Annotated in this window: 16 protein-coding genes; 14 read left to right on the plus strand and 2 right to left on the minus strand. The window is 42.3% G+C overall.

The features are described 5' to 3' along the window. Positions 1 to 97 precede the first annotated feature (97 nt). From leuA to FTT71_RS08805, 4 genes are all read left to right on the plus strand, one after another. A complete protein-coding gene (leuA, locus tag FTT71_RS08790; protein WP_131260575.1) occupies positions 98 to 1,795 on the plus strand; it encodes a 2-isopropylmalate synthase in 1,698 nt (565 codons plus the stop codon). Positions 1,796 to 1,888: 93 nt separating this feature from the next. Further along, on the plus strand, positions 1,889 to 3,049 hold the full coding sequence (locus FTT71_RS08795; protein WP_180061134.1) for a homoserine O-acetyltransferase: 1,161 nt from the start codon (positions 1,889 to 1,891) through the stop codon (positions 3,047 to 3,049). Beyond that, the gene (metW, locus tag FTT71_RS08800; RefSeq protein ID WP_004974832.1) at positions 3,049 to 3,642 is read left to right on the plus strand and encodes a methionine biosynthesis protein MetW; all 594 of its coding nucleotides are present in this window, start codon (positions 3,049 to 3,051) and stop codon (positions 3,640 to 3,642) included. Before FTT71_RS08795 ends, metW begins: the two co-directional genes overlap by 1 nt. Beyond that, a complete protein-coding gene (locus FTT71_RS08805; protein ID WP_218955395.1) occupies positions 3,639 to 4,229 on the plus strand; it encodes a tetratricopeptide repeat protein in 591 nt (196 codons plus the stop codon). The genes metW and FTT71_RS08805 overlap by 4 nt, the downstream gene beginning before the upstream one ends. A gap of 50 nt (positions 4,230 to 4,279) precedes the next feature. Here the strand turns inward: FTT71_RS08805 and FTT71_RS08810 are convergent, their stop codons facing one another. Then, a complete protein-coding gene (locus FTT71_RS08810; RefSeq protein ID WP_242769824.1) occupies positions 4,280 to 4,525 on the minus strand; it encodes a cytoplasmic protein in 246 nt (81 codons plus the stop codon). Between the two features lie 130 nt (positions 4,526 to 4,655). Here FTT71_RS08810 and rdgB point away from each other — a divergent pair, with 130 nt between their 5' ends. The 5 genes from rdgB (at position 4,656) to FTT71_RS08835 (ending at position 9,436) form a co-directional block, all read left to right on the plus strand. Beyond that, a complete protein-coding gene (rdgB, locus tag FTT71_RS08815; RefSeq protein ID WP_154320316.1) occupies positions 4,656 to 5,282 on the plus strand; it encodes an RdgB/HAM1 family non-canonical purine NTP pyrophosphatase in 627 nt (208 codons plus the stop codon). 169 nt (positions 5,283 to 5,451) lie between these two features. Further along, positions 5,452 to 5,676: a Sec-independent protein translocase subunit TatA gene (gene tatA / locus FTT71_RS08820; RefSeq protein WP_004974820.1), complete on the plus strand. Its 225-nt coding sequence runs from the start codon at positions 5,452 to 5,454 to the stop codon at positions 5,674 to 5,676. An 18-nt stretch (positions 5,677 to 5,694) separates the two neighbouring features. Continuing rightward, positions 5,695 to 6,165: a Sec-independent protein translocase protein TatB gene (tatB, locus tag FTT71_RS08825; protein WP_167846331.1), complete on the plus strand. Its 471-nt coding sequence runs from the start codon at positions 5,695 to 5,697 to the stop codon at positions 6,163 to 6,165. Then, entirely contained in the window at positions 6,162 to 6,947 is a 786-nt protein-coding gene (tatC, locus tag FTT71_RS08830; RefSeq protein ID WP_004974811.1) for a twin-arginine translocase subunit TatC, read from the plus strand. Before tatB ends, tatC begins: the two co-directional genes overlap by 4 nt. Before the next feature lie 173 nt (positions 6,948 to 7,120). Continuing rightward, a complete protein-coding gene (locus tag FTT71_RS08835; RefSeq protein WP_179995935.1) occupies positions 7,121 to 9,436 on the plus strand; it encodes a PhoX family phosphatase in 2,316 nt (771 codons plus the stop codon). Positions 9,437 to 9,476: 40 nt separating this feature from the next. On the opposite strand, the gene FTT71_RS08840 is transcribed toward FTT71_RS08835, so the two are convergent. Then, complete coding sequence (locus FTT71_RS08840; protein ID WP_004974805.1) at positions 9,477 to 10,259, minus strand: NRDE family protein; 783 nt, start codon at positions 10,257 to 10,259, stop codon at positions 9,477 to 9,479. 93 nt (positions 10,260 to 10,352) lie between these two features. Here FTT71_RS08840 and lgt point away from each other — a divergent pair, with 93 nt between their 5' ends. The 5 genes from lgt to FTT71_RS08865 all read left to right on the plus strand — a co-directional run bounded on the left by lgt (position 10,353) and on the right by FTT71_RS08865 (position 14,328). Next, positions 10,353 to 11,162, plus strand: coding sequence for a prolipoprotein diacylglyceryl transferase (gene lgt / locus FTT71_RS08845; protein WP_096901379.1), 810 nt, complete (start codon positions 10,353 to 10,355; stop codon positions 11,160 to 11,162). A gap of 111 nt (positions 11,163 to 11,273) precedes the next feature. Continuing rightward, a complete protein-coding gene (locus tag FTT71_RS08850; protein WP_004974797.1) occupies positions 11,274 to 11,657 on the plus strand; it encodes an AzlD domain-containing protein in 384 nt (127 codons plus the stop codon). 98 nt (positions 11,658 to 11,755) lie between these two features. Next, complete coding sequence (thyA, locus tag FTT71_RS08855; RefSeq protein WP_004974795.1) at positions 11,756 to 12,598, plus strand: thymidylate synthase; 843 nt, start codon at positions 11,756 to 11,758, stop codon at positions 12,596 to 12,598. Positions 12,599 to 12,689: 91 nt separating this feature from the next. Beyond that, positions 12,690 to 13,202: a dihydrofolate reductase gene (locus FTT71_RS08860; RefSeq protein WP_004974792.1), complete on the plus strand. Its 513-nt coding sequence runs from the start codon at positions 12,690 to 12,692 to the stop codon at positions 13,200 to 13,202. A gap of 70 nt (positions 13,203 to 13,272) precedes the next feature. Next, on the plus strand, positions 13,273 to 14,328 hold the full coding sequence (locus FTT71_RS08865) for a DUF4105 domain-containing protein (RefSeq protein ID WP_004974789.1): 1,056 nt from the start codon (positions 13,273 to 13,275) through the stop codon (positions 14,326 to 14,328). The last annotated feature ends 116 nt before the right edge of the window (positions 14,329 to 14,444 follow it).

Genomic DNA, 14,444 nt, shown 5'->3' on the forward strand with positions numbered 1-14,444 from the left:
AAACAGCTTGTAAATTGATAGAATAGACACAATCTATATTTATAGTAAGTTGCCGTTATCCACGCGATGCAACCGCTACTATTCAAGGAGTTTTCACATGATGTTGGCAGATCCAAGCAAAAAATACCGTCGTATGTACCAGCGTGTCGATTTACCAGACCGCCAATGGCCGAATAACGAAATTACCAAAGCGCCAATTTGGATGAGTACCGACCTACGTGACGGTAACCAAGCGATCTTTGAGCCAATGAACATCGAACAAAAATTCAAAATGTTCCAAATGCTTGTGAAAATTGGTTTTAAACACATCGAAATTGGTTTCCCATCGGCATCTCAAGTTGACTTCGATTTCACCCGTAAATTGATTGAAGAAGGTCATATTCCAGATGACGTGTATATTGAAGTCTTGGTACAGGCGCGTGACCACTTAATTCAACGTACTTTTGAATCTTTACAAGGTGCTAAACGTGCGATTGTGCATATTTATAATGCCAACTCACCAACCTTCCGTAACAAAGTCTTGAATGTTGATGTTGAAGGTGCCAAACAATTGGCAATCAATGCAGCAAGCAAAGTAAAAGAATACGCAGCGAAGCAACCTGAAACAGAATGGGTATTCCAGTACAGCCCAGAATGTTTTACTGCAACTGAGTTGGAAGTGGCTAAAGATGTTTGTGATGCCGTGACTGAAATTTGGGAAGCATCGCCAACCAATAAAGTAATTTTAAACTTGCCTGCAACGGTAGAAGTGTCTACACCAAACGTGTATGCCGACCAAGTGGAATGGATGCACCGCAACATTGCGCGTCGTGATGGCGTGATCATTTCAGTACACTGTCACAATGACCGTGGTTGTGGTATTGCCGCATCTGAATTGGCAATCATGGCAGGTGCAGACCGTGTAGAAGGCTGTGTATTTGGTAATGGTGAACGTACCGGTAACGTAGACGTTGCTGCAATTGCCTTGAACATGTACACCCAAGGTGTTGCACCAGAATTGGATTTCTCGAACATCAACGAAATTATTGCCACAGTTGAAGAATGCACAGGTTTGCCAGTGCATCCACGTCATCCGTATGCAGGTGATTTGGTGTTTACTGCATTCTCTGGTTCACACCAAGATGCGATTAAGAAAGGTTTTGAATTCCAGAAAAACGAAGAAATTTGGGATATGCCTTACTTGCCAATCGACCCGAAAGACTTAGGTCGTGACTATGATGCGGTGATTCGTGTCAACTCACAATCGGGTAAAGGCGGGATAGCTTACTTGTTAGAATCGAACTACAACGTGACTTTACCACGTCGTTTACAAATCGAATTCTCACAAATTGTGCAACAACGTACCGATGAGCAAGGCACTGAAATTAGCGCAAGCGAAATCTGGAACTTGTTTAAAGACACTTACGTTGCAGTAAAAGATGCGCACTATGCGACCAAAAACTACAAACTATCTGATGAAAATGGCAATCAAGTCATTGAGTTAGATGTGGTCGTGAACGGCGAAACGCAACGCTTACGCGGTGAAGGCAATGGCCCAATTTCAGCAATTTTGAATGCACTTCAATTACCAATTGATGTCTTGAATTATGAAGAACGCAGCATTAGCTCTGGCGCACATGCAAAAGCGTTGGCATTGATTGAGTTGCAAGTCAAAGGCACAGGTAAATCTGCCTTTGGTGCAGGGGTACATGACAACATCGTGACCTCATCTATTGATGCAATTATTGCCTGCACCAACCGCTTGATTGAACAAGGCGTATTAAGCACAGATCAAGTAGTTGCAGCAGCAGTATAATCTTGCGCTAACATGTAAAAGCATTTTGAAAAGGATACCCCAAGTGGTATCCTTTTATTTATTCATCCTCAGGATTTAAGGCGAATTATTCCCGTGTCTTTTCCAGCTGACTCAGTAGGTATTGTTGTTCCAGAAAAATTCCAATTTGAAGAACCTTTAGAACTCGAATGCGGTCGTGTTCTGCCCCGCTTTGAACTCATGGTCGAAACTTATGGCACGCTAAATGCCGATAAATCCAATGCGATTCTGATCTGTCATGCACTATCAGGGCATCACCATGCTGCGGGTTATCATCATGCCGATGATAAAAAATCAGGTTGGTGGGATGCCTGTATTGGCCCTGGAAAAGCCATTGATACCAGTCGTTTCTTTGTGGTGGCGCTAAACAATATTGGCGGCTGTAACGGTTCTACTGGCCCCACATCGCCTAACCCTGAAAATGACAACCGTCCTTATGGCCCAGACTTCCCGTTAGTTACGGTGCGAGATTGGGTAAAAACCCAAGCCATGCTGTCTGATCGTTTAGGGATTGAGGTCTGGTATTCGATTATTGGCGGCTCTTTGGGTGGTATGCAGGCCTTGCAGTGGTCGGTAGATTATCCTGACCGTCTGAAAAAATGCGTGATTATTGCCAGTGCACCAAAACTGTCTGCACAAAATATTGCCTTTAACGAAGTCGCACGTCAGTCCATTTTATCTGACCCAGATTTTCATCATGGGCGTTATTTGGAACATGACAGCTATCCAAAACGTGGATTGATTTTGGCACGCATGGTCGGACACATCACCTATTTGTCTGAAGAAGCCATGAAACAGAAATTTGGTCGTGACTTAAAATCTGGCAAGTTTATGTATGGTTTTGATGTCGAATTTCAGGTCGAAAGCTATTTACGCTATCAGGGCGAACAATTTAGCCGTAATTTTGATGCCAATACCTATTTAATTATGACCAAGGCACTGGATTATTTTGATCCTGCACGTGAATACGAGCAATCCTTACAAAAAGCCATGGCGAATACAAAATGCAAATTTTTAGTGGTGTCATTTACCACCGACTGGCGTTTTAGCCCTGAGCGTTCGCAGGAAATTGTGGATGCGCTAATTAGCAATCATAAACCTGTCAGCTATTTAGATATTGATGCCGAACAAGGACACGACTCATTCTTGTTCCCAATTCCACTGTACGTGAAAGCCATGCGTGCGTTCTTAGGTGGAACAGAACATCTTCAAGCAACCCCACAGGAGGCCGTATAATGCGTCTTGATCAGCAACTTGCCGAAAAGTGGATTAAACCCAATTCTAAAGTACTCGATTTGGGTTGTGGCGATGGTGAACTGTTGGCACACATGAGCAAACAGCATAATATTCGTGCATACGGATTAGAAATTGATCAAGAAAAGATTGCAATTGCGATCAGTCGCGGGTTAAATATCATCCAACAAGACTTGAATTTGGGGCTTAGCCGTTTTGCTGACCAGTCTTTTGACTATGTGGTCATGGCACAAGCCTTACAAGCAGTAGATGCACCTGACGTATTATTAAGAGATATGGTACGTGTGGGTAAACAGGCAATTATTACCTTTCCAAACTTTGCGCATTGGAAGACTCGCTCTTTTCTTGCCTTAAAAGGAAAAATGCCTGTTTCAGATGCATTACCTTATATGTGGTACAACACCCCAAATATTCATTTATGTACGTTTCGTGATTTTGAGGCACTTTGTGCCGAAAATAATATTCGCATCATTAACCGACTTGCCGTGAATGGGAATCAACAAGATAGTTTACTCAGTAAGCATCTGCCTAATTTGTTTGGTGAAGTCGCAATTTATCGAGTGAGCGCTCTATGAAAAAACTATTATTAAGCACCACGCTATTGGTTGGACTGTTGAGCATTCAAGCCCATGCAGATTATGTTTCACCGTCATCTTCTGTAGCGAGGCAAGCGGCTCAATATTCAACTATGGATATTAATGGCTTGATTAAAGCAGCCAAAGCAGGTCAGGCAGGCGCACAATTTTACTTAGCGACGAAATATCAACAAGGTAAAGACGTTCAACAAGACAGCCGTCAAGCGTTTGCTTGGTACAAAGCTGCGGCAGATCAAGGTTTATCGGCTGCGCAATTAAATGTAGGCCGTATGTTGGCGGATGGTATTGGCACGAAAAAAGACGAAGTCTTAGCACGTCAATATTTTGAAAAGGCGGCTAGCCGTGGTGATAACCGTGCCAGCTTTAACCTTGCCATGATGGAAGAACAAAAGAAAAACTATATGGGCGCGTATCAGTGGTATGAGTTATCTACCCGTGATGGCATGCTCGACAATAAAGTAATTTCTTTGTCTGAAGGTAAGAAAACCGCTTTGGCAGCCAACTTAACTCAAGAACAAATTCGTCAAGCACGTGACCGTGCTGACCAATGGATTCAAGCGCAATAAATTTAACTACGTTTGAAGTGATCTCAAAGCACCTTCGGGTGCTTTTTGTTTTATCCGAAATAAACTGCCTGCATGGCCTGTAGCAGTTCAGGGCTGAATTCTTCTACTGCAGCAGAACCTAATACCGCATCTATACCACAATGCGGACAAATTGCGGTTTGCTCATCATCACACCAATCTTCAATTTCGCTATAAGCAAAAGTTTCCAGACAGTAAAAACAGCCACAACGCTCACTTTGCTGCAGTAATGCGCGGTGCTGACTCGAATAACGGTAAATCTCTGATATTTTGCTCATCATGATTCCCCTACTTTTTGAAACCTAAATATTATTAGCATGTATGAAAACAAATCTGTGCAAGATTAAACTTTTAAGTCTGCAAAATCCGTTAAAATATCCAATATTATTTTGAATTAAGATCTGAATTATGGCTGTAACTGATTGGCGCGCTCAAGGTACTTTGGTTTTAGCAAGCAATAACAAGGGAAAAATTGCAGAATTTGAAACCCTGTTTGCGCAATTAGACTTGCCTGTGCAAGTGATTCCGCAAGGTCAACTAAATATTGAAGATGCTGTTGAAGATGGTTTGAGCTTTGTTGAAAATGCCATTTTAAAAGCACGCCATGCCGCAAAAATTTCAGGAAAGCCTGCCATTGCAGATGACTCTGGTTTATGTGTGCCTATTTTAGGCGGCGCACCGGGGATTTATTCTGCACGTTTTGCAGGCGAACATGGCAATGATGCAGCCAACAATGAAAAACTTTTGAATAAACTCAAACCACTACGTCAAGACGGCGCAGCAATTGAAGGTATGTTTGTTTGTGTTTTGGCTTTGGTTGAACATGCCGATGATCCATTACCACAAATTTTCCAAGGTATTTGGAAAGGCGAGATTTTAGCAGAAGCTCGTGGTGAAAATGGTTTTGGCTATGACCCGCTCTTTTGGTTGCCTGAATTGGGAGTGTCGAGCGCAGAAATGTCGAAAGCAGAAAAGAATAAAATCAGTCACCGTGGTCAGGCGATGCAACTGTTTAAAGCAAGTTTACAAGCTTAGATTTAACAGATGTGATTGATCTTACAGCCCGTTTTCAAACACGGGCTGTTTTATTTTCAAGCTTTACAAATCAGGTCAAACATCCCTTGTCGTCAAATCGCAACACATTCGTCACCGCATTGTCATACAGACCTGTTGAGATAGGCTCAACTATTGAGAGGTCTAAATCATGGCAGGATTATCTATTTGGCACGTGCTGATTTTTGCAATTGTGGTCATTTTATTATTTGGTACATCTAAGCTTAAAAACTTAGGTAAAGATGTAGGTGGCGCGGTCAAAGATTTTAAAAAATCAATAAAAGATGATGAGGCAGAAGCGGCGCAACTGAAAGAACCTCGTACGATTGAACATCAAGCCAATAGCAGTGATGTAAATTCGACTGTAAAGCATTAAGGCTGAGGGTTTGAGATTATGCTCAATATTGGAATGACGGAACTGCTGATTTTCGGCATCATTGCATTATTGGTGCTGGGTCCTGAAAAACTCCCTGAAGCAGCGCGTTTTGTCGGCAAGTGGTACGCTAAAATTAAACGTATGGTCAGTAATGTTCAAAATGACATTGACCGCGAATTGCGTTTATCTGAATTACGCGAGCAAATGCAGCAAGAAATGGCGCGTATTCAGGAACTTGAAGCAAAGATGCAAGCACAAATGCATGAAATGCAGCAAGAAAAAATATTTGAAGATATAACTGCAAAAAGCACACATTCCCCGCATGCCGTATCAAAAAATACCTTACAACAGCATCATTACACCTTGGTTTTAAATACTGAAAAAACCTCTGCGGTGTTACTCCCTAAAACTAAAATGACATCACATTCAAATTTATCTGCGCTACAACATACTACAGCGCCCTATACTGAAATGAAGGTTGCAGTATGAGCCAATCAAACGCTTCTGAGCTTTCACATTTGCCTGTGAAGGCAGAGCAAGCCGCATTAGAAGAAATGCCAATTACCAAGCACTTGATGGTGCTGCGTAATCATCTTTTTAAAATTGTAGGGCTTATTCTTGCCTTATTCTTCTGTTTATTGCCCTTTGCCAATAAAACTTATCAAGTATTGTCGGAACCATTACGTGCACAGTTGCCACATACATCAACCATGATTGCGACTGATGTTACCGCAACCTTTATGGCGCCGTTTAAACTAAACTTTTTTGTCGCGCTGTTCATTGCGATGCCATTTATTTTGTATCAGATTTGGGCATTCGTAAAACCAGCGTTATATGAAAAAGAAAAAAGTTTGGCGCTGCCTTTGCTGATCGGCAGTATTTGCTTGTTCTATATCGGAATTAGCTTTGCTTACTTTGTCGCCTTGCCATCCATTCTGCACTTTTTCATTAGCGTTTCCCCTGAAACAGTCGCCCCGATGACCGACATTAATAGCTATCTTACGTTTTGTTTGAAGCTGTTTTTGGTTTTTGGTTTTACCTTTGAGATTCCAATTGTCACACTTTTGCTGATTATGATTGGTGTCGTGTCTACGCAAACTTTGGTTGAAAAACGTCGCTTTATTATTGTTGGCTGTTTTTTTGTGGCCATGTTTGTCACACCGCCAGACGCTTTATCGATGATCATGCTTGCCATTCCGATGTGGATGCTGTTTGAAATTGGTTTGTTTTTTGGCAAATTAATTGAGAAGCGCCGAGTCAGTCACAGCTAATCTAAAATATTGAATTTTAAAAAGAAGCACATGGTTGCTTCTTTTTTTTGTGCGTGTAGATCACAACTGAACGGATTTAATCAGTTTGACACATAAGCTTAACCCGCATGTCATGTTTAGCCACTAATTTACATATAACTTTCAAACGACTAAGCAATTTGCTAGGAAAAAAAATGACTGATTTTATGCCTTACAATGAAGATCAAGAGTTAGATAATAACACTTCAGACAATACGCACTTTCGTGACATTCTAGAACAACGCATGAGCCGTCGCAGTTTAATTAAAAAAACTGCAAGCGGTGCAGCAGCTTTAGCTTTAGCTTCTTCTTTATCTGCATGTAGTGATGATGATGAAGATACAAATGCAACACCACCAACAAGTAAAGAAGAACCCAATACCAAGCCTGAAACATTAACATTTAAAGCTGTAGATAAAAATTTAAATGATATTGTTACTGTTCCTGAAGGTTACCAAGCAACTGTATTATATGCTTTAGGTGACTCAATCAATCCTTCTTATAGCAATTGGAATGCAGATGCAGATGTTCCATCTGGCCCAAGTTTCCAATTCCGCTCTGGTGACTGTCACGATGGCATGAGCTATTTTGGCTTAAGTACTAAAACTGGTCGTTATGATGAAAATGCATCAGATCATGGCTTATTGGTTTTGAACCACGAATATATCAACCAAACCTTCTTACATCCAAAAGGCGCAACTAAAAAGGATGGACGTCGCCCAGAAGATGAAGTGATTCGTGAAGTAAATGCACACGGTGTTTCAGTCGTTCATATTAAGAAAAATGCTGAAACTCAAGCTGTAGAGATTGTGAAGTCATCACCATTTAACCGTCGTATTACAGCTTCGACTGTCATGGATTTTGCAGGGCCTGTAGCTGGTTCTCCATTACTGCACACAGCATTCTCTCCCGCTGGTCGTCAAACTCGAGGCACACAAAATAACTGTGGTAATGGTTATACACCATGGGGCACTTATTTAACTGCTGAAGAAAATTTTATTGGTTATTTCCAACGCTCAGGTACAGACCAATACTCAGCCCGTAGTGAAGCTGAAAAAATAGCACTTAAACGCTATGGTTTAGGCTTAGAGATCTCTTATCAAACTGAAAAAAATGCAGACGGTAGTGTTAAACGTGATGCGAAAAACAACATCATTTATATTTTAGATGCTGATGGTAAAAAAATTCCAGAACGCGATGAGCAAGATCGCATCGTGTATTTGAATAAATCTTCACGCTATGGTTGGGAAACAGCAGAAGCTGGTTTTGAATCTCAAGACATGTATGATCGTTGGGCTGCTAACGTAACCAAAGAGTCTGCAACTCAAGACTATCGTAATGCGCCAAATACATTTGGCTGGATTGTAGAAATTGATCCATTCGATAGCCGCTCAAACCCAGTAAAACGTACTGCATTAGGTCGTTTTGCTCACGAAGACTGTCGCGCCAGCCGCGCAATTGAAGGGCAAAAATTTGCATTCTATATGGGCGATGACTCGCGCGGTGAGTACATCTACAAATTTGTATCAGATGCAACATGGGATCCTAAAGATGTGAATGGTGGCTATCGAGCTGGCGACAAATATATGAATTCAGGGAAATTCTATGTCGCTAAATTTAATGCATCAGGCACAGGAGAGTGGATTGAACTGGCTTATGGTAAAAATGGCTTAACCGAAACAAACGCTATTTACCCATTTAGCTCACAAGCGGATGTCCTTACTTTTGCTCGTCTTGCAGCAGATGCTGTAGGAGCTACAAAAATGGATCGTCCAGAATGGGTTGCTGTAAACCCTGAAAATGGTGAAGTGTACGTGACTTTAACCAATAACTCGAACCGTGGTTCAAGCTATGCAACAGATCCTGCAAACCCACGTAACTACACCGATCCTGAAGGTGGTAAAGGTAACGTCAATGGTCATATTATCCGCTTTAAAGAAGAGAATACTGCAGCAACATCATTTGAATGGGATATCTATCTATTTGGTGCTGAAGCAAGTATGGATCCGACAATTAACCTTTCTAATTTAAGCGATGCAAACGACTTCTCAAGTCCAGATGGTATGTGGTTTGACCCACGTGGTGTTCTTTGGATTCAAACAGATGATGGCGCATATACAGATGTTACAAACTGTATGATGTTAGCAGCACTACCTGGTCAAGTTGGTGATGGCGGTGTTGTAAAAACTGTTGGTGATCAAAGTACAATTGCTGGTGCTCAAGTCACCGATAAAAACTTACGTCGCTTCCTTGTTGGGCCAAAAGAATGTGAAATTACAGGTGTAACCATGACACCTGACTACAAAGCAATCTTTATTAACGTTCAGCACCCAGGTGAAGATTCAAAGAGTTTTGATGCGCCAAGCAGCCATTGGCCTGCAACACAAACTGACATGAACAATAAAACTGCACGTCCTCGTTCAGCAACGGTTGTCATCACCCGTAAAGACGGCAAAGCAATTGCTGGATAACATCCATAAATTAAAAATGCCGACATCACGTCGGCATTTTTTATGCCTCAATGTTCAACTGTTGCTGCACAATATCTCCCTTTTGCTCACCATATTGTGTTTTTTCCAGCCATGTAAATTGCTGCGCCTGCATACGTAAAAAATTGGAACAACGTGTACCGTAAAGTGGACTTTGAATAAAAGTCGATGACAACAACGCTTCCATCTCCAATGAAATCCCTGTTTGCGGTAACAATTCAGATGCAACTTTGCGTTCATCTTGCAAAATATCCCACGCCGCAGCATTTAGCTCTGCCGTTGCAAGATCAGGCAATTGCAGCATCGGTAAAAACTCCTGCGTAAAGCGTTTGCGTAAGCGTGCAGTTTTCTCCCAAGGGTCACTCATCAATCCATTCGACACCACATAAACGCCTTTAGCTAAAACCTGCGGCGCTTCTCCACGGTTACTCATGTACACCGCTTGAGTGGTGTCACCCACAAATAAATTAAAACCTGCATATTCACATTGCTGTTTTTCTAAGGCTTGCGCAAAACGGATAGGCGTTTGCTCAGATTCTAAAAAAGCCTGAATAATATGCCCACGTGAAGTTGGATATTCACGAACATCATTCGCATCACGATAATTGGTAATCACAGCCCAGCGTCCCGATGGGGTAATGCCCATCCACGTACCGCCCGATTCTAAATCTTGCCCTGCAACAATTGGACTATCAGACCATGCTGCCAGTGCTGCTGTCGGACGCCGATAGAACTCATCTCGATTTGAAATCAAACACAGTGGTGTGTCTGTCAAGACCTGCCAAGCCAATGCCACAATACACATAATTTAAACTCTTGATCTTTACACATTGAATGTACAACATTTTTCATCACATTCAGCTAAAATCTGTGCAAAACAGAATCAAAAGGAACAGGAATGCTCACCTATCCAAATATTGACCCCGTTGCTATTTCGCTCGGGCCTTTACAAGTCCATTGGTATGGCTTGATGTATTTACTGGCATTTTTATTTGCATGGGGTTTGGCAACTTACCGTGCCAAACAACGTGGCTGGACACCAGACATGGTTTCCGACCTGATCTTTTACGGCGCTTTGGGCGTGGTGATTGGTGGACGTGTCGGTTATGTGTTTTTCTACGGCTTTGAACAATTTTTGGAAAATCCACTGTGGTTATTCCAAGTCTGGACAGGCGGCATGAGTTTCCATGGCGGCTTTCTGGGCGTGATTTTAGCCATGCTGTTCTGGTGTAAAAAATACAAAATGACGTGGTTTCAAACTTTGGATTTTATTGCCCCATGTGTACCTACAGGTCTAATGTTTGGTCGTATTGGTAACTTTATTGGTGGTGAATTATATGGTCGCCCTGTGACCGATCCGAATTTTGCTTTGGGGATGATTTTCCCGACCGATCCTTTACAATTGGTACGTCATCCATCGCAATTGTATCAAGCCTTATGTGAAGGTCTAATCCTGTTTATTGTACTGTGGTGGTTTAGTTCAAAGCCACGTCCACGCATGGCAGTGTCTGCCCTATTCCTGATTGGTTATGGTTTGGCGCGCTTTGTTGTCGAATTTTTCCGCGAACCCGATCATGGTCAGCTCTTTATTGCATGGATGAGTAAGGGACAATTCCTGAGCTTACCAATGATTTTGGTCGGTTTCTGGATGATGTGGTATGCCTATCAAAAGAAAATTTATGATTGGGGGCCGCAAAAAAACAGCTAAGCTACTACCCATTTAAATGCAGGTTTCATCCATTCAGGCGAAGTCAATCTTCGCCTTTTTTATGCTACAGTGCTATCTATTACTTACACTTTTCAGACATCAATATCTCACATGCTTGAATTTTGGTTTAACCCACAGGTTGCGGTCACAAAGAAAATTGCCCTGCTGATGGTGATCGCGCTGGTCACTGCAGCGGTATACTTCTTAGAACCCTTAAAGCTCGATGCGATTTTAATGTTTCTGGCCACAGGTATTGTTTTTTTAATTTGTCGTTACTGCAAAATTCATTTTACTGCACAACATCCCACAGGTTGGTTGGCACGACTATTGACTTGGATTCCACTGGCGTTGTTACTCGCAATAATTTTCATGCAGATTCAACACGGTGAAATTTTACTGTCGGGCGCTCAAGGCATTGGCTTTACCGCTTTGGCTATTTGCCTGTTTTCGCCGTTGGCTTTACTGCATCAACATCACGCTTCCGACACACAATAAAGTCACAACTTTAAAAACTCTGCTATTATTCTTTCTGATTTACTGGGCATCGAATTGCCCAAACAAAAAATATTTCTTTTGCTTGACCAGAGAACGCTATGCGCCAGTATTTAGACCTACTCCAACATATTCTTGACCATGGTGGCGACAAAGGTGACCGTACCGGAACAGGCACACGTTCAGTGTTTGGGCACCAAATGCGTTTTAACCTTGCACAAGGTTTTCCACTGCTGACTACCAAAAAAGTACATTTCCGTTCTATCGTAATTGAGCTGTTATGGTTTTTAAAAGGCGATACCAACGTCAAATATCTACAAGAACATAAAGTCAGTATTTGGGATGAATGGTCTACCGCAGAACAAACCGCGCGCTTTGGTCGTCCTGAAGGTGAACTTGGCCCAGTGTACGGACATCAATGGCGTAATTTTGGTGCAACACAAAAAGCCGATGGTCTGTATGAGCAAGATGGTTTTGACCAAATTGCATGGTTAATCAATGAAATTAAAACCAATCCAAATTCACGGCGTTTAATCGTGTCAGGCTGGAACCCGAAAGAAGCAGGTCAAGTTGCTTTACCGCCTTGCCATACTTTATTCCAGTTTTTTGTGCACAACGGCAAACTCTCATGCCAGCTATATCAACGCAGTGCCGATGTGTTTTTAGGCGTGCCTTTTAATATTGCCAGCTATGCTTTACTAACCCACATGATCGCGCAAGTCTGTGATTTAGAAGTCGGAGATTTTGTCTGGACAGGTGGCGATACGCATTTATATGCCAACCACTTTGAACAGGCACAGTTACAGCTAAGCCGTGAACCACTGGCGTTATGTCAGTTAAAACTCAATCCTGAAATCAAAGATATTTTCGATTTTAAATTTGAAGATATTGAAATTGTAGGCTATGAGTCACATCCTGCAATTAAAGCACCTGTCGCTGTTTAATTGCCTGTTGCTAGATTTAGCATCTCAACATTTAAATTGCCCCAACGTCCCCAAAAGATGCTTGGCAGACTAAGAAAATACGAGCCTAATTATGTCATTTCAAAATTTAGAAGTTGTACACGTAGTCGCTATGGATCAACAACGCTGCATTGGTCAGGGTAACCAATTGCCGTGGCATATTTCGGCAGACTTAAAACACTTCAAAGAAATCACCCAAGGTGGCGTGGTGATTATGGGACGCAAAACCTTGGAGTCGATGGGACGCACCCTGCCTAAACGTGTCAATTGGGTGATTACCCGCGACCCAAACTGGGCATTTGAAGGCACAAAAGTGGCGCATAGCATTGAAGATGCCTTGCAACAAGCCGTTGCCGATGTTCAAGCCTCAGAAAAACCAAACACTTTATTTATTATTGGTGGTGGTGAAATTTTTAGCCAAACTATGCCGATTGCTGACCGTTTGGAACTGACACATATTGAACTAGATGTTCAGGGAGATGCGCATTATCCTGCCATTCCTGCCGAGTTTAAAAAAGTGGCCTCAGAACAGCATGTCGATGAAAAATCAGGGATTGCCTTTGAGTTTGCCCGCTATCAAAAATAATGCTGACAGCCTTGGCAATATTTGATTATGATGACTTAAACGGAATTTAACTTTGCCTCAGGAATGGCGGATGCTGCATTTCATCTTCAGTTTAGGTGTCGTTCTTTCTTCTATTTGGCTCAGTATGGCCTTGTGGATTCATCAGCCTTTGGGTTGGTTAATGAGCCGTGTGCTGATTGGGACTTGGCTAGCCTTCACCCTCAGCATTTTGGGCATTTATATCACTCAGCATTTGCTCAGTCGCAATCAGGATATTTTGGTTTATCTTTTGGGTTTTACCTTGGGGCTGTTTTGGTATTTTGGGATGGATGCCAAGCAAGACCGTGACTGGAACCCTGAAGTAGCCCGTATGCTGCATTATGAACAAGTACAAGATCAGGTCACGCTGCACAATGTCCGCAATTTTGACTGGCATGCCGATGGTCGCTATACCGAACGTTGGGAAACCCGCCAATTTAACCTGAAACAGATTACGGGGGTGAATATCATCACCTCTTACTGGATGGGGCCAAAAATTGCGCATACCTTAGTCAGTTTTGACTTTGCCGATCAAGCGCCACTCACCTTTTCCATTGAAATTCGCAAAGAAAAACACGAAGAGTTTTCTGCGATTGGCGGCTTCTTTCGGCAATATGAACTGAGCCTTGTCGCTGCCGATGAAAAAGATATCATCTACACCCGCAGCAATATTCGGGGTGAGCAAGTTTATTTTTTCCCGATCCAGCTCAATCCACAAGAAGCACAAGCACTGTTTCAGGAATATCTGCATAAAGCCGATGCTTTAGCCGCCAAAGCGCGTTGGTATAATACGTTGACCAGTAATTGCACCACGCTGCTGTTTGACATGATTCAGGCAGTATCTCAAAAACGTTTCCCTGCCGACTATCGTCTGTTTGCTTCGGGTTATTTACCCAATTATTTATATGATTTGCATGCGCTGGATCATCGTTGGGATATGCAAACTTGGTATCAACGTGCCCACATTAACCCACGTGTGGAAAACTTAAAAGATATCCACAGCCAAGACTTTTCCGCGCTCATTCGACAAGGCGTGCAGCTCGATTCTTCAGCAAACATCAGCACGCCTTATTCGCATCCGACTTATCAGAACAAAGTGCTGCCCTGACCTATTTTGGTCATTTTGCGCAGATACAATCAATTCAGAGAAAAAACCACACCATATCTTGGAAAAAGTTGCAGCAAACATACAAGTTTAACTAGAGCCACGGCGCATAATTTGTT

The sequence above is a fragment of the Acinetobacter sp. YH01004 genome, assembly GCF_013420455.1.
GTDB classification, from domain to species: domain Bacteria; phylum Pseudomonadota; class Gammaproteobacteria; order Pseudomonadales; family Moraxellaceae; genus Acinetobacter; species Acinetobacter towneri.